Origin of the sequence: Pseudoalteromonas sp. PB2-1 (assembly GCF_045040605.1) — a bacterium.
Lineage (GTDB): Bacteria > Pseudomonadota > Gammaproteobacteria > Enterobacterales > Alteromonadaceae > Pseudoalteromonas > Pseudoalteromonas arabiensis.
In genome coordinates this window covers 503,037-525,177 of sequence record NZ_CP090668.1, presented here as the reverse complement: position 1 = coordinate 525,177, position 22,141 = coordinate 503,037, and the positions used below count along the sequence as shown (strand labels likewise).

Below are 22,141 nucleotides of genomic sequence, written 5' to 3'. Positions count from 1 at the left end.
TTTAACAAGGACAACCATGTTAAGAACGTCGTTAACACTTATTGCACTGGCAGTAAGTAGCTATTCTTTCGCTGATGACTCAATCAATAAAAAATTAACCGCTGAAGAAATGGAGCACGTTGTTGTTTCTGGTAGCCGCGTATTTGAAAGCATCGATGAAGTTCCTGCGTCAATAACCATTATTAACCAAAAGCAAATCGAAGAGCATTTAAAAGTTAATCCAGAACTACAAAGTTTACTATCACAGATGGTTCCAGGACTTGCACCAGACACAAATAGTTCAAGTAATACGGGTCAGAGCTTACGTGGTCGTGCTCCACTGGTTATGATTGACGGTGTGCCACAATCAACACCACTTAGAAATGGCTCATTAGGCGTTAAAACACTCGACCCTAGTGCCATTGCTCGCATTGAGGTAATTAAAGGTGCAACATCGGTATATGGTAATGGCGCATCAGGCGGCATTATTAACTACATCACTAAGCAAGCTAGCAGCGATGGTAAAACAGAAGGTGAAATCAGCCTATCGTCACGTTTTAGTGCAGTTAAATTAGAAGAGAGTGCAGGTGCACGAATCTCAGCAGCAATTAATGGTCGTGCAGATAAATTAAGCTACTTATTTACAGCTAGTTATGAAGAAAATGGTGTGCAACGTGATGCAGAAGGCGATATTTTAGGTCTTCAATACGGCTTATCTGATGCTGTAACTGAAAACTACTTCACAAAGCTAAGTTATGACTTTGATGACGAAAAGCAACTACAATTTAGCTATAACTACTTCAGCTCACAACAAAAAACTGATTTAGGTGATGTAGTTGGTGATGGTAACAAAGGCGAAAAAACATACGCTATTCACGTACCAAAAGAGCTACAAAAACGTGGTAAGCCGCAGGGTCCTGATGGTAATGAAAACATTACTTTAAAATACACAGACTACGCGTTATTTGAAAACACCCAAATGACCCTAGATCTGTATATGCAAGACATCGAAAATATATTTTTCTTTTCACCAAACCTTGCTAACCCTGACGAAGGTTACGATGGCGGACAATCAATCATCCGCTCTGAAAAAGAAGGTGCACGCGCTACATTTAACACACTGGTTGATTTTGACACTGTTGAGGCAACATTTATTTATGGTTTAGATGCTTTGAACGATACCACTTCACAACCGCTAGTAGATGGTCGCGTTTGGGTTCCTGAAATGGAAATGGAAAGTATTGCTGGCTTCCTACAAACTAAATGGGTTATCAACAACGACATCATTGTTAAAGCGGGTGTTCGTAAAGAAAGCATTGATTTAACAGTTGATGATTACGACACTTTAAAGCTTTGCCGTTCAGCAACACAATGCTCAGTACCATTGAGTGTTAAAGGCGATACCATTGATTACGACGCTACAACCTACAACATTGGCGTTAAATACAACTTATCGGATGCATTTAGCCCGTTTGCAAATTACTCGCAAGGCTCTGATATTTCGGATATTGGCCGTCTTTTACGTTCTGCAACTGTGAACGATATTGGTTTAATTCAAACTGAAGCTTCAATCATCGATAACTATGAGGTTGGTTTTACATCTCAATTTGATGATGTACGCTTTGAATTTGCTGCTTACCGTAGTACGTCAGAGTTTGGGACAACGAATAGCTTTAATGAAATAACGGGTGTTTATGAGCCTGTACGTGCACCACAAGAGATCTGGGGTTACGAAACAGTCGTTGACTACACTATCAACCCAACATTAAGTCTAGTTGCTACTTACAGCTATGTTGAAGGTAAAAACACAGAAGACGATATCTACCTTGGCTCTCGACAAATTAGCCCACCAAAAGGCACCGCTAACTTAAACTGGAAGCCAAGCGATGAGCTTTCATTAAGTGTGAGCTACCTCTATGTAGGTTCGCGTAAACGCTTTGAACCAAATGCAGATGGTGAGTACGTAGGTGATCAAGGGCCAATTGATAGCTATAACATTTTCAATTTGAGTGGTCGTTACAATTTTGCAGACAATTGGCAAGCATTTATGGGCGTAGAAAACCTCTTTAATAATGATTATTTCCCTGCCCGCGCTCAAGCATATACATATGGTGGCTATAACATTAAAGGTTTAGGCACGACAGTGACACTCGGTGCTAAATATAGTTTTTAGTCTTTGACTGACTATCACTTTATAAGCCCTTTTAGTAAGGGCTTTTTTATTTGTGAAAATACAAACAATAAATTGTTCACAAATCGATCACTAACGCAAACTTAAACGAGAATCACAATCAATAGTAACCACCTGATTTACAAGGAAAAATATTTGCATTCTTGTTTTAATGTACTACAATTATCGCAACTTGGAATTTGAGGACAGCACGATGAAAGGTAACCAAAAAGTCATAGACAGTTTTAACAAACTTCTCGCTAACGAATTAGCCGCTATAGATCAATACTTTATCCACTCTCGCATGTATGATGATTGGGGCCTAAATAAATTGTACGAGCGCCTTAACCATGAAATGGAAGAAGAGAAAGATCACGCAGATTGGCTAATAAAACGTATTTTATTTTTAGAGGGCGTGCCTAACATGACGAAACGTCGTGACCTGTTAATCGGTTCTGACGTGAAAAGCATGATGCAAAACGACCTAACTCTTGAACTTGAAGTCGTTGACTGTGTTAAAGAAGCCATTGCAGTTTGTGAGCAAGAGAAAGATTATCAATCTCGTGAAGTACTTGAAAAGCTATTATTTGATACCGAAGAAGATCATGTTTATTGGCTTGAACAGCAACTTGGCTTAATCGACAAAATTGGTAGCCAAAACTACCATCAATCTCAAATGGGCGAATAGAGGCTAAACGTATGAAAGGCGATAAAAGCGTAATTGCAGCATTAAATAAAGTGTTAGCCAACGAATTAGTCGGTATTAACCAATACTTCTTACATGCACGCATGTTTAAAGATTTTGGCTTTTCTAAACTAGACAAAGCTGATTACAAAGTATCTATTCAAAAAATGAAAAACGCTGACCGTCTAATTGAGCGTATTTTATTTTTAGAAGGCCTACCTAACCTACAAGATTTAGGGCGTCTTCGTATTGGCGAAAACTCTGAAGAAATGATCGAAGCAAACATGAGCTTTGAGCTTGACTCATTACCTGATCTTAAAGCAGCTATTAAACTTGCTGAAGAGAAAAAAGATTATATCAGCCGTGAAGCGTTAGATAACATTTTAAACGAGCAAGAAGAACAAATTGATTGGCTTGAGACACAACAACAGCTAATCAAAACCGCAGGACTTGAGAATTACCTGCAATCGCAAATGTAATACTAATTTGATCTAGAATAAAGCAGCGCCAGCTGCTTTTTTTTATTCTATTACCCTCACCACAATCCAAAACTTAAATACTAGTTAGGCTGAGCAGTTTTAAGCCAAACAGATCAGAAAAATCAGATATCGCTGTAATTGTCGCAATTAAAAATGACTACACGATGAACAAAGTAATGATTTTTATTATCATCTCATTGTTTTCTTTTTAGAAACGGATGCTGCCCTTTTTAAATTTAAAATCAGGTCAAAAATACACCACTAAATACTGACCAATCGCATCTATTACTAACATAAATTTAGGTTAAATAATGAATGATTTAGGTAAACGAGTAGCCCTTTCACCTTCTTCTAACAACTTTAAGGAGTGTGTAGATAAAACCCTAAACGAAGGCATTATTGCCGGCAAAAAAATAACGATGAACTGGCTAGTTGACGCACTCAACTACCCCAATAGAAAAAAGCTAGAACGGGATTTTCGGCGCAACTTAAATACAACTTATCGTGTCTATGTGATGGAAAAACGCTTAGCTGTTGCCATTAAGATGTTAGATGATGAAAAGCTTTCAGTGAAAGCGATTGCACTGTCGAGTGGCTTTAGTAACTCAGCCACATTTTGTAATGCATTTAAACGAGAGTTTGGCTCTGCCCCATCTGTTTACAGAACAGAGCAATTAAAGGAAATTGTTAAAAGCAGTTGCCATATGATAAACACAGATCAGTTAGCAGCTTTTCATTCATAAGTTATTTTTGCGCACTTTATTGGTGCGCATAACCTCATAACTTTTCATATACGCAGCTTAGTTCTGGTTGGCTAAGTGTGTAAGTTATAGTGTTCGAATCGTTAAAGCGTAAATCTTCCACTATGGTTGTAGCATCATTTTCATCATCGCAACGAAAATAACGTTTGGTTCTGACAATGCCGTTAACGAAATATTTCAGTTTTGAACTAACAATACAAAAATTCGGTATTTTTCTCGTACGCGTGCCGTTATGTAAATCACTAAAATCAATAAGAGTGCCTAAATTAAAGCCTTGCGTGGGTTGCTGGACAAGTTTGAAAGAGGCACTTTTGCATAGTTCATGACTTCCCTCATCCGCTTTATAATCACCCTGCTTAGTCTTTATAAGAGATAAGAACTGCGTTTTATTACTTGGTTTCATATCAAGCAAAGCACTTGCAAAAAGCGATGTTGAGAATAAAAAAAGTACTAAATAGGCGTAATATCTCATTAAAAATCCAAAAGCTTATACATGTTCAACAAGCATAGCATGCTGATGATGCTTGTTGAATCTCCTAATAATTTACTTTCATACGTAATAAGTCACAAATTCGTTTGAGTTAAGTAGCTTTTTCACCTCGAATTTTTTTAGCTAAGGTAGCCAGTTCCTCATCACACGCTCTCTCGCAATCGTGTGATGATAAATAACCTTCGTACTTTTCGATAAATGGGCCAAATGTAGGCTCAATATGAGTGAAATCAGACGAACTTCCAGTACCATGCAGCGGGGACAGCTTGCTATGTAAATGATCAATTTCATAGCCTTCCAAAAACATACCCGAACGCCCTACATCTTCAAATGCATCATCAAGAAGAATAGCGACTTTTTTAGTGGCTATTATTAATTTTGATAAATCTTCATCAGTTTGGGCAAAAGCATAGCTAGAGAGGTGTTTTTTCGGAATAACAACTGTCGCACCTCGCGTATTGGGGTAAATAGATAAAAAAGCCAAATGTTCATCATCTTCCCAGAGTTTATGGCATGGCTCTTCACCTTTAACTATTTTACAAAAAATACAATCATGCATCCCAAATATATCCTTATTTAGTTTTCTTATACGACAGACCATAAATTGCAGAGTCCAGCACAACTCCACTAATTAAGTCTTCTGTTAGCTCAAGCCTTGGCTGAAAGATTTAAAGACAGTGCTAACAATATACACTGTATTTGAACTCATTATATTTTCTTATTGTGATATAGCATTTATGTTAATTTTTACCGACCAAAACCAATGACCTTTTTGCCACTTAACCCTTTTTTATGCCATTCGGTTTGTTCTTCGCAAAATATTTGCGCATCTAATTCTTTACTTGGCTCTTCGTTTAAGCTGCCTGCAGGCACAAGTAAGTATTTGTTGTCTTGAGATGCAAATGGCAGCGCAGAGCCACAAGTCTTACAAAAGGCTCGTGATAGCGCACGACCAGGGTAATTAAAGCGCGTAATATGATGCTCACCTTTAATCCATTCGATAGCATCGGGTGAAGTAAATAAATTTGCAGCGTGCGCAGTGCCAGACAATTTTCGACATTGCTCGCAATGACAAAAGAAAAAGCGCTTAAAGCTATCAGTTACTTTAAAAGTCACTTCACCGCAGCAACATCCGCCGGTTAGTGTTTTAGTCATCTCTATCTCCTCATTAGCTAAGCCAAAAATTTATAACCTAAACAATGCGCTATTTAAAAATTTTAGGCAATAAAAAAGGCCATGTTGCGTACGCAGCATGGCCTTTTTAATTAGTTCAACTTAGAAATCTAAGTTTGATAAAACGTCATCATCAACGTTATTAGATAAGGTCACTTTAAGCTTAGGGGTACGCGCCATTTCACGCTTAATTGCAAAATTAGCTTCTTCGTTACGTGCCCAACTACGACGAGCAATACCGTTGTTTACATCAAATAATAGCATAGATTTCAAACGTCGCTCGGCAGCTTCACTACCATCTAGTAGCATACCAAAACCACCGTTGATCACTTCGCCCCAGCCTACACCACCACCATTGTGGATAGATACCCAAGTAGCACCACGGAAGCCATCACCAATTACGTTATGAATCGCCATGTCTGCTGTAAAGCGGCTACCGTCATAAATGTTTGATGTTTCACGGAAAGGTGAATCCGTACCACTTACGTCATGGTGGTCACGCCCAAGTACAACTGGACCAATTTCACCACGATTTATGGCATCATTAAAGGCTTTAGCGATTTCAGCGCGGCCTTGTGCATCTGCATATAGGATACGTGCTTGTGAACCAACAACGAGTTTGTTCTGTTTCGCATCTTTGATCCAAGTGATGTTGTCTTGCATTTGCTGTTGAATTTCTTCAGGCGAGTCCGCCATAATTTTTTCAAGGACTTGTGCAGCAATCGCATCTGTTTTATCAAGGTCGTCTGGTTTACCTGATGTACATACCCAGCGGAACGGGCCAAAACCATAGTCAAAACACATTGGACCAAGAATATCTTGTACGTACGATGGGTATTTAAAATCAATCCCATTATCAGCCATTACATCGCCACCAGCGCGTGATGCTTCTAGCAAGAACGCATTACCATAATCAAAGAAGTAAGTGCCTTTCGCCGTGTGCTTGTTAACAGCATCGGCGTGGCGTTTAAGCGTCGCTTGTACTTTTTCTTTAAATACCTCTGGCTCTTCACGAATTAAACGATTTGACTCTTCATAGCTGATATCAACTGGGTAATAACCGCCTGACCACGGGTTATGAAGTGAAGTTTGATCTGAACCTAAGTGAATGAAAATATCTTCTGCTAAGAAGCTTTCCCAAACATCAACCACGTTACCGATAAAGGCTATCGATACCACTTCCTCATTTTGCTGAGCAGTACGCACACGCTCAACAAGATCTGGCATGTTATCAATTAACTCATCAACCCAACCTTGCTGGTGACGCTTAATGGCCGCCTTAGGGTTAACCTCTGCACATACGGTAATACAGTTAGCAATGTTACCCGCTTTAGGCTGAGCACCACTCATACCGCCTAAACCAGCCGTTAAGAAGATTTTACCTTTCGGTGATTCACCTTTTTCAAGCACTTTACGAAATGCATTCATTACCGTAATGGTTGTACCGTGCACAATACCTTGCGGGCCAATGTACATAAATGAACCCGCAGTCATTTGACCATATTGAGTTACACCCAATGCATTGAATTTTTCCCAGTCATCCGGTTTTGAATAGTTCGGGATCATCATACCGTTAGTCACAACCACGCGCGGTGCTTCTACTGATGATAGGAATAACCCCATAGGGTGACCCGAATACATGTGAAGCGTTTGGTCTTCTTCCATTTCGCTTAAGTACTTCATGGTTAATAAGTACTGCGCCCAATTTTGGAATACTGCACCGTTACCACCATAAGTGATAAGCTCTTCTGGGTGCTGCGCTACAGCAGGGTCAAGGTTGTTGTCGATCATCAACATAATAGCGGCAGCTTGTTCGCATTTAGCCGGGTAATCGCTGATCGAGCGCGCTTTAAGCTCATAGTTAGGCTTAAAGCGATACATGTAAATACGGCCAAATTGTTTGAGCTCAGCAGCAAATTCAGCAGCTAGTTCTTGATGCCATTCTTTAGGGAAATAACGCAATGCGTTACGAATAGCTAATTGCTTTTCGTCAGCCGATAAAATGTCTTTACGTTTTGGAGCACGGTTTGCATCACTTGGATACGGTTTTGGCTCTGGCAATACGCTTGGGATACCTTGCTTAATTTGTTCTTGAAAAGTCATTATTTGCTCCCTTAGTTAACTTTAAACGCTTGCGATTTAACAAGTTCTACCATGGCATCAATATCAGGCTTAAGTAAGCGGTCTTCTTCTAGTTTGGCAACTTTGCTGCGAATTAGCGCAAAGTTTTCTTCAATGATGTCTGAACACGTGTTAGGACGTCTAAATTCAATTGCTTGCGCTGCATACATCAGCTCAATAGCAAAGATTTTATCAAGATTACCTAAAATCTGGTTTAACTTACGACCAGAAATACTCCCCATAGATACGTGATCTTCTTGGCCCATTGATGTTGGTACGCTGTCTGCTGATGGTGGGAAACACAAAGATTTGTTTTCTGTTACCAATGCCGCAGTCACGTATTGTGGGATCATCATGCCAGAGTTTAAGCCACCCGATGACGTTAATAAACGCGGTAAACCATGTAAGCCCTCAAGTAGCAAGTAACAACGACGATCAGCAATGTTGCCAAGCTCTGCTGCTGCGATTGAAGCATAATCTAATACCATAGCAAGTGGTTGACCGTGGAAACCACCACCCGAAATGGCTTCTTCTTCGCTGATCACAATAGGGTTATCTGTTACAGAATTCATTTCTGTTTCAGCAAGTTCTTTTAAGTGGTAATACGCATTACGTGATGCACCATGAACTTGAGGAATACAACGCAGTGAGTAAGGGTCTTGAACACGGTCACAATCAGTGTGTGAAGCCATGTTTTCAGAGCCTGCAAAAAAGCTGCGCATACGCGCTGCAACTTCAACGTTACCTTTAAAAGCACGAATGGCGTGTAACTCTTCACGAAACGGTGATTGGCTACCTTGCATACCTTCAATGCTCATAGCACCTGCGATATCAGCAAGGTCTAATAGGTAACGCATTTTAGTAAGCGCAGTAATGGCATGCGATAAGATAAACTGAGTACCATTAATTAACGCTAGGCCTTCTTTAGCATGTAAATCTAAAGGCGCTAAACCGTGCTCTTTTAATACGTCTGCAGCTGGCTTGATTGTGTCGTTTACCCAAAACTCACCTTCTCCTAAAAGAGGTAAGAATAGGTGTGATAACGGTGCTAAGTCACCCGATGCGCCAACTGAACCTTGCTCTGGTACAACAGGAATAATATCAAGTTCAATAAACTTAAGCATACGCTCAACTACGGTTAAACGAATACCTGAAAAACCTTGGCTTAATGCATGTACTTTGGTGATGAGCATTAGCTTTGAAATAGGTTTAGCGATTGGCTCACCCACACCGACAGCGTGTGTAATCAATAAATTCTTTTGTAATAGATTGGTTTCTTCTGGAGAAATTTGTGTATCACATAATGGACCAAAGCCCGTATTGATACCATAAATGGCTTTATCTGAGGCAGCCATTTTGTCTACGTTTTGGCGGCTTTTATTAATTTTATCAATCGCTTCTTGGCAAAGCTCTGCCTGTAACGTACCGGCTGCAATAGCATTAACGCTGTCTAACGTTAATTGGTCAACACCATACTTAAATGTCATTTATAACTCCTAAAGAACAGGATAAGTTTTATTTAGAGGGAGTCTAGCTTGCTCTAGTTGTTTTACAAATGCATAATTATCGTTATTCATTCCAGATTTATCGAACTAAAAGAAGTGCTATGCAAGTTCATGACGTAGATCTGCGCTTATTGCGCGTTTTTGTAGCAATTGTTGAGTGTGGCGGGCTTTCAGCCGCAGAGTCACGTTTAAATATTGGCCGCTCAACGATCAGTGCGCATTTATCTGATTTAGAAGTAAGGCTTGGCATTAAATTATGTAAACGTGGCCGCAGTGGTTTTGAAATTACAGACGCTGGCGCTATTACCTATCAAGCATCGATTGAACTGCTTCAGCAATGCGAAGCGTTTGCTAATACTGTAGCAAGCTCTAAAAACGAGTTATCGGGGCGTTTAAGTATTGCCATGATAGATACCATGGTCAGCGACCCACGCTGTGCCATCCCAAGTGCTATTGCAAGATTAAAAGGCAAGGGTAAAAACATTCAGTTTGATATTAATGTGTGTGAAGCACGAGAGGTAGAAACCGCAGTAGCCAATGGCCGTTCATTAGTGGGGATTGGTGTTAGCCGCCATCATATTCGCGGCTTAGACTATACCGCCCTGCATAACGAAACTAACTTTTTGTATTGCGCAGTCGGTCACCCCTTATTTGAGTGTGAAGACAAACAAATAAATGAGCTGCTCAAAGAAGCTGAGGTAATTACCAGTAACTACATGCGCGATAAAGAAAGCCGAAACGACGGTTTAAACTATCAAAATAGTGCTGTTGCTTATCACGATGAAGGTATTGCACATTTAATTTTATCGGGTGAGTTTATTGGTTATTTACCCGACCACTACGCACAGTTCTGGGTTGATAAAGGTATTTTCAAAGCTATTCAACCGAGTAAATATCACTACGATATTCCTGTGGTATTGATCACCTCAAAAACAAATGCCAATTCGCCGCTAGCAAGCGCCATGATTGACGAAATTAAGCGCTGTTACGCGGTTTAGTTTTAAACTTATTGATTAAACTAAAAACAATCAAAATCAGACCAAAAATACCAAGCAATATACGCGTAATATTGCTTTTAAATATTGCCTGTTCATAACTTTGGATCATCTTACCATTTAGTTGTAACTGATGAACTTTATACGCTTCGGCACTTTTATTATATGAAGCTAAAACATGAACGTGATCATTTAATTCAATTGGTAAATTCGTTGGTCTTAGGTATGTAGTCGTCTTTTCAGTTCCTACAACTGTCATAAGTTTACATTTATTGTGTTGCCCACAATTTCTATGTGATTCATAAAAGCGTTGTACTACACCCTGCTCATCTAGTAGTTGTTCTTTTATAGGCAAATCCAAAAAATAGAATGCGGCAATTATTTGCAATAGGCCTATTAAAAATAAATAAGAAGATAAAAACTTTTTTTCTTCTTTTTTCGTGTATTGAGTGATTGGCGACTGATGCGGTGTATTAAGCATTGAGCTGCGGCTCTTTAGTTTCTTTAATTAGCACAAGGCTAAACGCGATCATGGCAAGGTTTGTAGTCACAGGATTAAACGCTTCGATTAAAAGTGTGGGCTGTAAAACAGCAACAAACAGCATTAGCCCAACTAAAGCAGCTATATTGAGAATATTGAGTAAGATTGAACGATAGAAAATAAAAAACAGCACGGCAAAAATCATTTCACCTATGCCAGCTGCTCGGGTAATAAGTGTTGAAATTTCAGCATTAAAACCAAAACTGGCTGTCATTTTTAGTTCAAGGGGAGCAATGTGAATAAGTTTTGGTATCAGCCCATGATAAAGCCAACTAAAGCTGATAATAAATCGAGCGATTTGAATGTTAGTGAAGTATTTCATGAAAGATTATGTGCAGAGTCATTGTGTGCTCAGACAGAGCACACAATGAATACGGCTTAAACCGTTGGCTTACCAAAACGGTTTTCTGCTTCATCACCCGCTAAAAAGCCATTTTCAATCAGTACCCAAATACCACCAATCACTGGTACTAAACCAATTAGTACCCACCAACCTGACTTGTTGCGGTCGTGCCAACGTTTAACTTGAATAGCAAGCGATGACCAAATTAGTGGAATGTAAATTAAAAGTGGAAGGAAAATGGCCGCATTTTGTGAGATCATTGCGCCAATACCACTTAACACAAGCATAGCTAAAACACTAATTAGCATTAATCCTAATACTGATAACCAATAAGTTTTACGTGGAATTCTACCTTGGAAAGAGAATAAGATATCCTTACGACTCATGGTTGTTGTCTCTGTTGAAATATTAGCAACATCTGATTCAGGAGCTTGATAAACGTTTTCTGACACTGTCATTTCCTTTTGAGTTTACTTCGGTTTTAGCAAGGCTACCACTCCGTGCAGCTTACTGATTAATCAAAAATAATTTTTGCACTTTATTAGATCCAACTGAAATTATTGCTGAATCCAACATGAACAAAAGTACCATAAATAATACTATTTAAGGAACTAAAAATTAATAATACAATTAAATTTAATACTTTTTAACTAGCTGAAATAAATAAACTTTAGCTCTCGATATCTCTTTAAACTACAAAAAGCCATTCGAGTGGTTGCTACTGCCAATATTTAGCAAACAGGCGAGGATATGCCTGTTTTAAAAATTTCGGCTTGTCTTTAAAACGCTTGCCCTTTGGCTGTTCAAGCCCAGATGGAATAAATGGTAGCTCATCGCCATTACGCTCTTCAAACAGCATACCGGCGATTAAATCATACTCATCTAAATAAGGATAAGGTTGTTCATTCAAATGATAAACGGGTGTGCAGTCAGCAACGGAGTCTGGGTTCTCTAAGGCTTTTAAAAATGCGCCTTCACCGCGAGATATGAGCCAACATAAAAACTCTGAAAATCCATAATCATCGTTACAACCAGCCATTACAAACGCAGCACCAAATAAGTCCCAAGTGTAAGCTTTACGCATACGCAAACTAAACTGCTTGTCAAACTCCATAAGTTGCTCATCGGATAGATGTGTTAGCTTTTCTCTTAGAGTATTACACACCGATTCTGGCTCTGCCGTTTTATCTTCTGCGGTCACTAATTCCCAAAATTCACTTTCGGTTAGAACACTCATGATAAGATCTCTTTAACACGACCGACTTGACCGTCATCAAGTTGTACTTTAATGCCATGAGGATGGTTTGGTGACTTAGTTAAAATACGCGAAACAACACCTTGCGTTAAATGGCCTGTGCGCTGGTCTTGTTTTAAAACAATATTAACTTCACAGCCTACGGTTATTTGTGAGCGTGTTGGTACAGCCATAATAAACTCTCTTACAGTATTTTTGCCGATTATAGCTATTTGCGACTGTGTTACCAATGCTAAACTCATTTGATGTGTATGTTTTCATCCGCTTGACGTGGTGTTAGTGAAAGCTGTGCCTATTGCAAGGTAAAAGTAAACGGCATATTTAATCCTTAAAAAACAGAATAGCTTTTGCTGATATCACTACTCCTATCTCTTTCAGCTCTTTTGTAATCACTTGATTAATTTGCTCTGCCAGCGGTGAATTTGATAGAGGAATTTGCTCGGCAAAATAACAACTTACTTTCATTGATGCTGGCAGTCTCTTTAAATCAGCGGTGTGAGTTAACCATAAAAAGTTGTCGCTTATGTCTTTTAGGTTTTCACATGCCGTCGTTAGCGCTGCCCGAATAGCTTTATCGAGGCGTTTTTCAGTTTTGGTCATTGTTCTGACTTTTGCTTTTTAAAGTTTTCGTAGCTATCTTGCTGGCGCTTTACACACGCATGGTATTCTTTATCAGCTAAATAATTGCATTCAGTCAAGCGTGCAGATTGGAGTTCATGAAAACGCGCATTTGAACTACACCCTGTTAACAAAAGAAACATTGATGCAATCCCAGTAAACTTTAAAGCGTTTAAAAACATTTAATTTCCTTTCTTCAGTTATACATTGGTACTGCGATTTATTGTATATTGCGTGGGTTTAAATACTATCACCAAAGGGTCATATATGATGTTGTCGCAGTTACAAGAGCTGTTTCAGCGTATCGATAAAAGCAAAGTTTTTCAATCATTCGTTATTGCCGTTATTGTTATTTCAGCATTAACCGTCGGGGCTCATACTTATTCGCTTCACCCAACCGTAGAGTTAGCTCTCCATTGGATGGATATGGGTATTACCGTGTTTTTCCTTGTTGAGCTTGTGATCCGCTTTATTGCAAGCCGAGGCTTTAAAGACTTCTTCAGTAAAGGCTGGAATATCTTTGATTTTATCATAGTGGTAGGTAGCCTTTACCCTGCCGCAGGCTCAACGATTTTTATTGCTCGCTTGTTGCGTATCTTCCGCGTTTTACGACTTGTATCCATGATCCCCGAACTTAGGCTACTGGTTAACTCGCTTTTAAAAGCGATTCCACAAATGGGCTATATTGCCTTACTGATGTTCGTAATCTTCTATATTTATGCCGCCATGGGAAGCATGCTGTTTGCTGATATTAACCCTGTGTTATGGGGTGATGTATCAATATCAATGCTCACCTTGTTCCGTATAGCAACATTCGAAGATTGGACAGATGTCATGTACGAAACCATGGCCGTGTATGAACTTAGCTGGATTTTCTACCTAACATTTATTTTCTTAACTGCATTCGTATTCTTAAACATGATGGTAGGAGCTATTTTAGAGGTTATGTCTGAAGAGCATCGTAACGCGCGAGAAGAGCAGATAAACGACGATGATTTGCCAGCAACCAAAGGCCAAATAACTCAATTACAGGCTGAAGTAGCTGAATTAAAAAAGTTACTGAAAGAAAAGCAGTAACGTTTAAAGGATTAGCTTTTAAGATATTAGGCGCTAGGACATAGACCCTAGCGCCTTTTTTACCCTCGTTTTTCTACTTTCCATGGTGGGTTTAAGCGGTTTTCTCCGGCCCAATATAGTTTAATTTTATTCCCTGATGGGTCTTTTAAAATTGCTTCCGTCCACAAATAGCGCTGAGCGGTTGGTGGCTGTTCAAAATTAATGCCCTTTTCAACAAGTCTCTCGTACAGCTTATCGAGCTGCTCATGTTCAAAATAAATTACCGCATAATTACTATAATCTTCAGTTTCTAATGACAGCGAAAATGTGGCATCACCATCTGGACATTGAAAGCGTGCGTAATGCGGGGTATCTACAATCTGAATCATTCCCAATGTTAAGTAAAAAGCCACCGCTTCATTCATATCCGTTACTGGTAAGGTTACCTGATTGAGGTTCATTCGCTATTCCAATGTAATGCAATATTCTTTTCATCAGCATATCGCGTAAACCAATTAAGCAAAAGATAAGCTGTAACAAATTATTGAGTTAAGGGTTAAAGTTAGCGAGTTACTGGGGGAAAGTTTGTAGAATGCACTTTAACACCGAACATGTGAACTTCTCGGCTAAAGCCGTTCCTACTGGTTCCCATCGTAGGCGTGAAACTTGTTTCGCGCGCTTGAAGGTCGTGCTTTTTAGCACATTAAAAGTAAAGTTAGCGAGCAACAAGGGAAAACTTTGCAAGAGGTGTTTTTTCGCCGAATAACCGCGGTACACAACTAAAGCAATTCCTACCGGAGTACCATGTGCAATATTGGAAATGGTTTGCCCATATCATCTAAAGGCGAGCGTGAGGCGACTTTAAACCCCATATGCTGGTAAAAACCAACTGCAAGTGGGTTTTGCTCATTAACATCAACTTTGTTGGCAGCTAATTGATCAACCGCATAGTTAAGAAGCGCTTTACCAACCCCTTTACCTCTTGCTGCATCTAAAATGAACAACATTTCTATTTTGCATTCATGTACGCCAATGAAGCCCAAAATTGCCTTATGCTCATCCTTAATACACTTTAAAGTAACATGAGGAAAAGCTTGCTCAATGATGATCGGCTTAAAAAAGGCTATGTCGTCTTCTGTTATAAAATCATGTGTTGCTCGGACTGAATTTTCCCATACATCAAGTAGCTCTGGGTAATCTTCAGCGTTAGCACTATCTATTTTCATTGTTTGCCATTTTATAGGAGCTATCCAGCCTTATGCTTCTCAGATGAAATAACAAAAGGATTCGTTAGTCGTTTTAGTTAATTACTCCATTAAAGCATGTGAAGGTCTTTGAAACAAATGAGTATTTTACACCTTAAACTTACCCACTAAATCAGTAAGTAAATGTGATAACTGATTCAGCCGCTCACCATTATCACGCGCATTTTGAGCAATCTCACTCACATCATCGGCCGCATTTTTAATTTCGATAACATTACGATTAATATCTTCAGCTACATGTTGCTGCTCTTCTGCTGCCGTCGCAATTTGGGTATTTAAATCACTGATATTGACGATTGATGCGGTTATTTCGCTAAATTGATGTTGTGCGGAATGGGCTAACTCAACTGTTTTATTTGTGCGGTTTAAACTGGTTGTCATTTCTTTTGACACTTGATCAGACATTTTCCGTAAGGTGTCTAACTGGCTTGCTATTTCTTCTGTCGACTCTGAGGTTCTTTGTGACAAAGCACGTACTTCATCAGCGACTACCGCAAAACCGCGACCATGTTCCCCCGCTCTGGCAGCTTCAATAGCAGCATTTAATGCAAGCAAATTAGTTTGCTCTGCAATGCCTCTTATTACACTCAATATTGACATGATATTTTCACTTTCAGCGTCAAGCTGATTAATATCTTGAGTGGCTTTGGTTATGACCTCAGACAACGATACTACACTCTCTACCGTCTCTGAAATCACACTTTGACCAAGCTCTGAGGCATGCTGTGTTTGTGTTGCAAGCTCCGCAGCATTTGCACAACTTGCTGAGACTTCATTAGCGGTAGCCGCCATTTCATTAATAGCCGTTGCGGCCATTTCTAAAGCTTGTTGCTGCTGTGAAGTAGAACCCGATAATTGTCCTGCTTGTGTTGATGTTTGTGCTGACGTATCGCTTACATTATGCGCACATTCATTTATTTGTGTAACTAACTCTGAAATCAAACTCAAAAATAAATTGAAGCTATTGGCCAGCTTCCCAGTTTCATCACGCGTTTTAATAATTAACCGCTTGGTTAAATCTCCGCCGCCTTGTGATATTTCTGTCAACCCATCACTCACTTCGACAATAGGTGCAGAAATGAGTTTTGAAATATAGCTGGCTAACAAAATAAACACGGCAATTAAAATTGCACTAATGATCACAATGGTAATTGTCATCGTGTTAGCAGCGCTCATCACTTCAGACTTTTCAACTAAGCCAATGAATTTCCAGCCAAGCTTTTGAGACGTATAAATATTCGCCACATAATCAGTGCCTTCAAGATTAATTTCAAATTGGCCAGTGTTATTATTCGCTAATTGTTTATATTTACCTTCGTTAACCTCTGCCAATTGCTTAAAGCGATAATCAGCATGTTTAACATCAACCAAGACGTTACCACTGTCTTCAATAAGCATTAGATAACCGGTTTCACCTAATTTAATATTAGCTATGATATCTGTAAGGCCTTGTAAAGATACATCCATGCCCTGAACACCAATAAGCTGACTATTTTGTTTAATCGCTTTCACTGTTGATACAATCACCATATCATCAGCGGCCCAATAATAAGCATTCGTTCTTACTGTGCTTCCATCAGCGGCTTTTGCAGCTTCGTACCATGGCCGTTTTCTAGGATCATAATTAGCGGTTACTTCGCCTTCTGGCCATTGAATATATCCACCTTGCTCATTCCCCATGTAAATATAGGCAAGGCCTGGATGCGTATCACCAAAGTGATCAAATAACGTATAAGCAGCTTGCTCTGTGTCACTGCCAGACATATGCGCGAGTTTAACTGCATTGGGCGATTGCATATGTGTTTTAACGTCTTGTTTAGCTTCTAAAATCGCGGGGTGCGAAGCTAAATAATCTACATTTTTTTCAATCTCTGAAAAAAACATATTAATACCATTATCTACTTGCTTTGCTTCTCGTTCACTTAATTGGGCAAAACCATCTAATGCCTGTTGCCTTGTTTGTGTGATAACTAAAACAGCGATAATTATTAATGGTAAAACTATTGCGGATGCAAATGACAGCTTTAACTTCTTAGAGATATTCATGATTCAAACCCAATGTATGACTCACAAGAATATAGTGAGTATCTTTATATTCAGCAAGTTATTAGATTTAGATTTCAATAAAATGAAGGGTACTGAATGAGTAGAGTAAAGACTGAAGAACTTGAGTATGACAGTTAGTTGACACAGAAATGAACTGTACTAAGTTTACCTATAGCATTTAACATACTTTTAACAATCATGTTGAGTGCCATCCAACCAATATTGGCAGCATTTGCAGGATGCTAATGTGCTGCCTATTCTATTTTGGCTGTAAAACGAATTCATCTCTCCTCAAATTGTAATCAGGACTTTTGGACATATATTCAGTAATGCCAGATATATTTAGTTCGTTGATTGTCCACTACTATGTTTCCTAAGTTAAACATAATTGGAGAATAACTATGAAACTTTACCACGCATTTAAAGGGATCGCTGCTGTCGCTCTTTTGAGTTTATCGTCTTTATCTTACGCTGGAAATGACACCGAAACAGATGAAAATGGGGTCATTTTAGCGGGTCATGATGTCATCGCATATTTTAAGCAAAATAAACCTGTGTTAGGGAATGCTAAATATACAGCGGTATACAATGATGCGATTTACCGTTTTCAGTCTGCTAAAAATAGAGATATGTTTAATTCAAACCCAGAGAAATACGCACCTCAATACGGTGGTTTTTGTGCTTATGGCGTAACCTTCGGTAAAAAGTTTGATATTGATGGCAAAGCATTTGAAATCAAAGATGGAAAACTCTATGTAAATAAAAATATGGATGTGTATAAAGCATGGGCTGAAAACATTCCTAAACACATTAAAGAAGCAAACGACCATTGGCCAGATGTTGAAAATGTAAGTGCTGATGACCTGTAATTTATAGTTAGTGACCAACCATCGCACTTCTAACAGCACCAGGGGCTTCACCTTGGTGCTGTTTAAACGCTTTTCTAAAAGCGGCTTCTGTCTCGTAACCACTTAATTGCGCAATTTCTGCAATACTAATATCACTACAAATCAGCAATTTACGGGCTTCTATTAAACGCCATTTAAGCAAATATTTCATCGGACTTAAGCCAACTAGCTTTGTGAACTTATCTGCAAAATTAGAACGACTCATTGAAGCTTTACTGGCAAGTGACGCTAAATTCCAAGCATATTCTGGTTGTTGATGAATTGCATTAAGTGCTTTACCTATACGATTATCAAACAACGCCACCAACATACCATTATTTAACTTGCCAGCTTCAACTTGCTCTCTGAGTATTTCTATAAACACCAAATTAGCGAGTTGATCGACTATGGTATAGCAGCCTGTGCGCCTTTGCTGTAACTCCACAATCATCATATCAATTAATTGCATTATTCTTGAATTACACGATGAACTTGTAGCGGGAATGTGTAAAAACTCAGGTAAAGCATCTAAAAGTGGATTAACTAGGGTGTGATTAAACTGAAAAAAACCACAAACCATATTCGTTGTTTCACCCGCCCCCTTCGCAGGCTGATTGACTAATTTTTTTGCTGGTTTAATCGGTGAGCTCGATATTATGTGTTGATGATCTCTTGGAAAAACAACAAGATCTCTTTCATTCAATACAATAGTTTCACTCTCAAAATGCAGCCATGCTTGCCCTTTACCAATTAAATGAAATGGAATCCGGCGAGAGCCCGATGTATCAACAGCCCACGAGCCACAAAAATCGCCATTAACGTACACTTCAGCCCTCAAGGACATTCGTTCAAGTAACACACTAAGTGGATCAGGATCATTTAAATAAATATTTGGACTTTCAGACATAATTTTAGCTACATGCAACATAGAGAAAAAATTAACACAGCTTAAACTAGCCACATCGGTTAAATCACTTAGGACTAACTCATGGCTAAGATCAAAATGTACCACAAAGACTATTGCCCATACTGTCGAGCGGCAAAGCAACTGTTTAAAAAGTTAGGCTGGCAATACACAGCAATAGAAATCTCAGATAACGACCGACTTTTTCAAGAAATGGTTTCACTGAGTGGTCGTAGAACTGTCCCACAAATATTTATTAATGATGAACATATTGGTGGCTTTGATGATTTTCAGCACTATGTTAAACAACTAAGCCATAGCTAGATTAGCTTTAGCAATAGGAAAAGATACGCCTATAACAAGTAAAAGTTAGCTATTGATATCTTTTCCTATACCAACTTCAGTTTTCAACATATATGATAATAGGCTTTGCGCATCAGGATGCTTATCTTTTTTTAACCCTGCTACAACACCTAGTTGATCAGCTATTGATTTATGCTGGCCTAACTTTTCTTTTGCCTGAATTGAGTCAAGTTTGATTTTAATACCAATAATCCCGCGTAGTAGCTTCGCTTGATAGTCACCTGGCAGCAAACTTGTGTCGTTTAAAATACTCGGCTCGTATTGGCTAATTAACTCATCTAAGCAAACCAAGGTATTGTCGTCATCAAGGTATTCAACCTTGCCTTTTGCATGAACCGCAGTGTAATTCCAAGTCGATACAGCTGGCTTTTCAGCATACCAAGTGGGTGATATATAGCTATGCGGACCATTAAAAACTACTAACACATGCGTATCTTGTAAGCTTTTACCATGCTTGTTTGCCCGTGACACATGACCATATAAAGTACCAAACTCACCTTCATCGGGTTTATACACCAATGGCAAATGTGTGGCTTCAAATTCACTATCTATCATCAGCGCAAAGCTATAGGTTTTTATAAATTGTGAAACTCGCTCTGGCGTCATTTTCCACTTGTTGGGTGTGTGCATGCTTTTCTCATATTATTAAAATTGCTCAGATTGTTTGAATCTATCATTGTAATTGATAAAGAATTTTCTACTAGCCTTTACCCGCTACTTCAATCACAAATGATGCCGTGTCCTTTAACCAGTTCGAAAAATTAACAAATCAAAACACCTTTAAGTTAGAGTAAAGCAACTAAATGATAATTGTTTGCATTAGCGTTTAATGCATGATACCTTCCTACTTATCGGTACAGGGTGTTGCGGATTTTAATTAATTAGAGACGGAAAAAGCTCTTCTGGTCTCTTGGTTACTTAATCAATGTTAAAGGATATACATATGGAAAATTTTAAACCACCGCAATATCAATGGATTAATGATTCTAACTATCAAACTAAACCCAAACAAACTGCTGCCCCACTTTTTGGTGTTTCACCAATGGAGGATTACGCACAATTAATACAATTGGGTATAAGCACCCTCAGCGAGCGTATTAAAGAAGTTAATTCTCCTACCAGTGGAGTACAACCTGCACAGTTACAAGAAGAATTTGCAGCCATTGATCTAAACACACCTTTAAGTGACATAAATCAAGTCCTCGAAGAGCTAGATCACCTTTATTTAAAACACGCGATATACTTCCATCATCAAGATTACCTTGCTCACTTAAATTGCCCAGTTATGCTTACATCGCTGCTGGCGGAGTTGTTTAGCTCTTCGATAAACACCGCTGTTGAAACATGGGATCAAAGTGCAGGCGCAACACTTATAGAACAAAAAGTGATTGATTGGACATGCCAAAGAATCGGTTACGATGAGGGCGCAGACGGCGTGTTTACTACTGGCGGAACCCAGTCAAATTTAATGGCATTATTACTTGCACGTGAGTTGGCAGGCAAATTAGAACCACACAGCCATACAAATATTACTTCTGGCTTAAGCAGTAATGCACATCGTTATCGAATTCTTTGTTCTGAATATAGCCATTTTAGTATTCAAAAGGCAGCGGCATTATTGGGTCTTGGTCATGATGCTGTTATCAGTGTTGCGTGTGATAAAAATCGCTGTATTGATACCCATAGCCTCGAAAACACATTAAATGAACTCCAAAGAGCACATTTATTACCAATTGCTGTAATCGCCACGGCTGGTACAACAGATTTTGGCGCAATCGACCCGATAGCAAGCATTGCTCATTTATGTAAAGAGCATAACTGTTATTTACATGTAGATGCTGCTTATGGCGGCGCTTTATTAGTGTCACAACATCATAATGAACGATTGTCAGGCATTGATTTAGCTGACTCTGTCAGTATTGATTTTCACAAAACATTTTTCCAGCCAGTATGCTGCTCTGCCCTATTGGTTAAAGACAAGCGGTTATTGAGCTTTCTAACTTATCACGCCGATTACCTCAATCCAAAGGCTCAAGCACAAGCCGGCGTTCCTGATTTAATAAATAAAAGCTTACAAACAACGCGCCGATTCGATGCGTTAAAGCTCTGGTTAAGCTTAAGAACAGAAGGGCCTGATGCGATTGGTGCCATGTTCGATACCTTGCTTGAAAAAACACAACAGGTATACCAACGCTTAACGCGTCATAGCCAGTTACAAGCTGCACAAGTTCCATCACTCACTACACTCGTATTTCGATTTAACGATAGCGCCTTGAGCCAAACTCAGCTTGATGAATGCAACCGCACTATTCGCAGGGCCTTAGCTCAGAGTAGCCGTGCCATGATTGCAGCAACAAAAGTGAACAATGTTCAGTATTTAAAATTCACTTTATTGAACCCTCACGCATCGATAGACAGCATAGACGAGGTATTGAATGAAATTTGCAAAATTGGCGAACAATATGTGATCGACTGCAAAAGCAAACAATTGTGCACAGCTTAAGG

The 22,141-nt window shown here is 39.1% G+C and carries 26 protein-coding genes; 9 read left to right on the top strand and 17 right to left on the bottom strand.

The genetic code is table 11. The features are described 5' to 3' along the window. Positions 1–16 precede the first annotated feature (16 nt). From L0Z67_RS19295 to L0Z67_RS19280, 4 genes are all read left to right on the top strand, one after another. A complete protein-coding gene (locus L0Z67_RS19295; protein ID WP_392353253.1) occupies positions 17–2,152 on the top strand; it encodes a TonB-dependent receptor in 2,136 nt (711 codons plus the stop codon). 211 nt (positions 2,153–2,363) lie between these two features. Continuing rightward, the gene (gene bfr, locus L0Z67_RS19290) at positions 2,364–2,837 is read left to right on the top strand and encodes a bacterioferritin (RefSeq protein WP_237115632.1); all 474 of its coding nucleotides are present in this window, start codon (positions 2,364–2,366) and stop codon (positions 2,835–2,837) included. Between the two features lie 11 nt (positions 2,838–2,848). Continuing rightward, positions 2,849–3,313 carry a bacterioferritin gene (gene bfr, locus L0Z67_RS19285; RefSeq protein WP_054552095.1) on the top strand — a complete coding sequence of 155 codons (465 nt, stop codon included), beginning with the start codon at positions 2,849–2,851 and terminating at the stop codon, positions 3,311–3,313. 311 nt (positions 3,314–3,624) lie between these two features. Continuing rightward, on the top strand, positions 3,625–4,056 hold the full coding sequence (locus tag L0Z67_RS19280) for an AraC family transcriptional regulator (RefSeq protein ID WP_237115633.1): 432 nt from the start codon (positions 3,625–3,627) through the stop codon (positions 4,054–4,056). A 34-nt stretch (positions 4,057–4,090) separates the two neighbouring features. Here L0Z67_RS19280 and L0Z67_RS19275 read toward each other — a convergent pair whose 3' ends face one another. The 5 genes from L0Z67_RS19275 to hutH form a co-directional block, all read right to left on the bottom strand. Beyond that, entirely contained in the window at positions 4,091–4,546 is a 456-nt protein-coding gene (locus tag L0Z67_RS19275; RefSeq protein WP_237115634.1) for a hypothetical protein, read from the bottom strand. A gap of 109 nt (positions 4,547–4,655) precedes the next feature. Further along, positions 4,656–5,123: an HIT family protein gene (locus L0Z67_RS19270; protein ID WP_237115635.1), complete on the bottom strand. Its 468-nt coding sequence runs from the start codon at positions 5,121–5,123 to the stop codon at positions 4,656–4,658. Positions 5,124–5,311: 188 nt separating this feature from the next. Next, positions 5,312–5,719, bottom strand: coding sequence for a GFA family protein (locus L0Z67_RS19265; RefSeq protein WP_237115636.1), 408 nt, complete (start codon positions 5,717–5,719; stop codon positions 5,312–5,314). A gap of 120 nt (positions 5,720–5,839) precedes the next feature. Further along, entirely contained in the window at positions 5,840–7,840 is a 2,001-nt protein-coding gene (locus tag L0Z67_RS19260; RefSeq protein WP_392353247.1) for a urocanate hydratase, read from the bottom strand. An 11-nt stretch (positions 7,841–7,851) separates the two neighbouring features. After that, the gene (gene hutH, locus L0Z67_RS19255) at positions 7,852–9,345 is read right to left on the bottom strand and encodes a histidine ammonia-lyase (RefSeq protein ID WP_237115638.1); all 1,494 of its coding nucleotides are present in this window, start codon (positions 9,343–9,345) and stop codon (positions 7,852–7,854) included. 119 nt (positions 9,346–9,464) lie between these two features. On the opposite strand from hutH, the gene L0Z67_RS19250 reads away from it, so the two are divergent. Next, entirely contained in the window at positions 9,465–10,361 is an 897-nt protein-coding gene (locus tag L0Z67_RS19250) for a LysR family transcriptional regulator (RefSeq protein ID WP_237115639.1), read from the top strand. Here the strand turns inward: L0Z67_RS19250 and L0Z67_RS19245 are convergent. From L0Z67_RS19245 to L0Z67_RS19215, 7 genes are all read right to left on the bottom strand, one after another. Beyond that, a complete protein-coding gene (locus L0Z67_RS19245) occupies positions 10,339–10,839 on the bottom strand; it encodes a hypothetical protein (RefSeq protein ID WP_237115640.1) in 501 nt (166 codons plus the stop codon). The genes L0Z67_RS19250 and L0Z67_RS19245 overlap by 23 nt on opposite strands. Continuing rightward, positions 10,832–11,221, bottom strand: a complete 390-nt coding sequence (locus L0Z67_RS19240) for a DoxX-like family protein (RefSeq protein ID WP_237115641.1) — start codon at positions 11,219–11,221, stop codon at positions 10,832–10,834. Before L0Z67_RS19240 ends, L0Z67_RS19245 begins: the two co-directional genes overlap by 8 nt. A gap of 56 nt (positions 11,222–11,277) precedes the next feature. Further along, complete coding sequence (locus tag L0Z67_RS19235; protein ID WP_209438167.1) at positions 11,278–11,694, bottom strand: DUF805 domain-containing protein; 417 nt, start codon at positions 11,692–11,694, stop codon at positions 11,278–11,280. A 266-nt stretch (positions 11,695–11,960) separates the two neighbouring features. Further along, positions 11,961–12,479 carry a DUF4240 domain-containing protein gene (locus L0Z67_RS19230; protein WP_237115642.1) on the bottom strand — a complete coding sequence of 173 codons (519 nt, stop codon included), beginning with the start codon at positions 12,477–12,479 and terminating at the stop codon, positions 11,961–11,963. Beyond that, a complete protein-coding gene (locus L0Z67_RS19225; RefSeq protein ID WP_062568181.1) occupies positions 12,476–12,670 on the bottom strand; it encodes a YwbE family protein in 195 nt (64 codons plus the stop codon). The genes L0Z67_RS19230 and L0Z67_RS19225 overlap by 4 nt, the downstream gene beginning before the upstream one ends. A 148-nt stretch (positions 12,671–12,818) precedes the next feature. Then, positions 12,819–13,097, bottom strand: coding sequence for a hypothetical protein (locus L0Z67_RS19220; RefSeq protein ID WP_062568010.1), 279 nt, complete (start codon positions 13,095–13,097; stop codon positions 12,819–12,821). Then, positions 13,094–13,297: a hypothetical protein gene (locus tag L0Z67_RS19215; protein WP_062568011.1), complete on the bottom strand. Its 204-nt coding sequence runs from the start codon at positions 13,295–13,297 to the stop codon at positions 13,094–13,096. The genes L0Z67_RS19220 and L0Z67_RS19215 overlap by 4 nt, the downstream gene beginning before the upstream one ends. A gap of 88 nt (positions 13,298–13,385) precedes the next feature. Between L0Z67_RS19215 and L0Z67_RS19210 the strand changes: the two genes are divergently transcribed. Beyond that, complete coding sequence (locus L0Z67_RS19210) at positions 13,386–14,192, top strand: ion transporter (protein ID WP_237115706.1); 807 nt, start codon at positions 13,386–13,388, stop codon at positions 14,190–14,192. Positions 14,193–14,251: 59 nt separating this feature from the next. On the opposite strand, the gene L0Z67_RS19205 is transcribed toward L0Z67_RS19210, so the two are convergent. The 3 genes from L0Z67_RS19205 to L0Z67_RS19195 form a co-directional block, all read right to left on the bottom strand. Next, the gene (locus L0Z67_RS19205; RefSeq protein WP_062568013.1) at positions 14,252–14,632 is read right to left on the bottom strand and encodes a VOC family protein; all 381 of its coding nucleotides are present in this window, start codon (positions 14,630–14,632) and stop codon (positions 14,252–14,254) included. 330 nt (positions 14,633–14,962) lie between these two features. After that, complete coding sequence (locus tag L0Z67_RS19200; protein WP_062568014.1) at positions 14,963–15,397, bottom strand: GNAT family N-acetyltransferase; 435 nt, start codon at positions 15,395–15,397, stop codon at positions 14,963–14,965. 126 nt (positions 15,398–15,523) lie between these two features. After that, the gene (locus L0Z67_RS19195) at positions 15,524–17,482 is read right to left on the bottom strand and encodes a methyl-accepting chemotaxis protein (protein WP_392353241.1); all 1,959 of its coding nucleotides are present in this window, start codon (positions 17,480–17,482) and stop codon (positions 15,524–15,526) included. Positions 17,483–17,883: 401 nt separating this feature from the next. On the opposite strand from L0Z67_RS19195, the gene L0Z67_RS19190 reads away from it, so the two are divergent. Continuing rightward, a complete protein-coding gene (locus tag L0Z67_RS19190; protein WP_062568016.1) occupies positions 17,884–18,351 on the top strand; it encodes a YHS domain-containing (seleno)protein in 468 nt (155 codons plus the stop codon). Positions 18,352–18,358: 7 nt separating this feature from the next. Here L0Z67_RS19190 and L0Z67_RS19185 read toward each other — a convergent pair whose 3' ends face one another. Then, positions 18,359–19,276 (bottom strand): cupin domain-containing protein, encoded by a 918-nt coding sequence (locus L0Z67_RS19185; protein WP_392353239.1) that lies wholly within the window; start codon positions 19,274–19,276, stop codon positions 18,359–18,361. A gap of 81 nt (positions 19,277–19,357) precedes the next feature. Between L0Z67_RS19185 and grxC the strand changes: the two genes are divergently transcribed. Continuing rightward, a complete protein-coding gene (grxC, locus tag L0Z67_RS19180; protein WP_062568018.1) occupies positions 19,358–19,597 on the top strand; it encodes a glutaredoxin 3 in 240 nt (79 codons plus the stop codon). 45 nt (positions 19,598–19,642) lie between these two features. Here the strand turns inward: grxC and L0Z67_RS19175 are convergent, their stop codons facing one another. Beyond that, positions 19,643–20,266: an FMN-binding negative transcriptional regulator gene (locus L0Z67_RS19175; RefSeq protein ID WP_062568019.1), complete on the bottom strand. Its 624-nt coding sequence runs from the start codon at positions 20,264–20,266 to the stop codon at positions 19,643–19,645. Between the two features lie 313 nt (positions 20,267–20,579). On the opposite strand from L0Z67_RS19175, the gene L0Z67_RS19170 reads away from it, so the two are divergent. Continuing rightward, entirely contained in the window at positions 20,580–22,139 is a 1,560-nt protein-coding gene (locus L0Z67_RS19170) for an aspartate aminotransferase family protein (RefSeq protein ID WP_062568020.1), read from the top strand. Positions 22,140–22,141 lie beyond the last annotated feature (2 nt).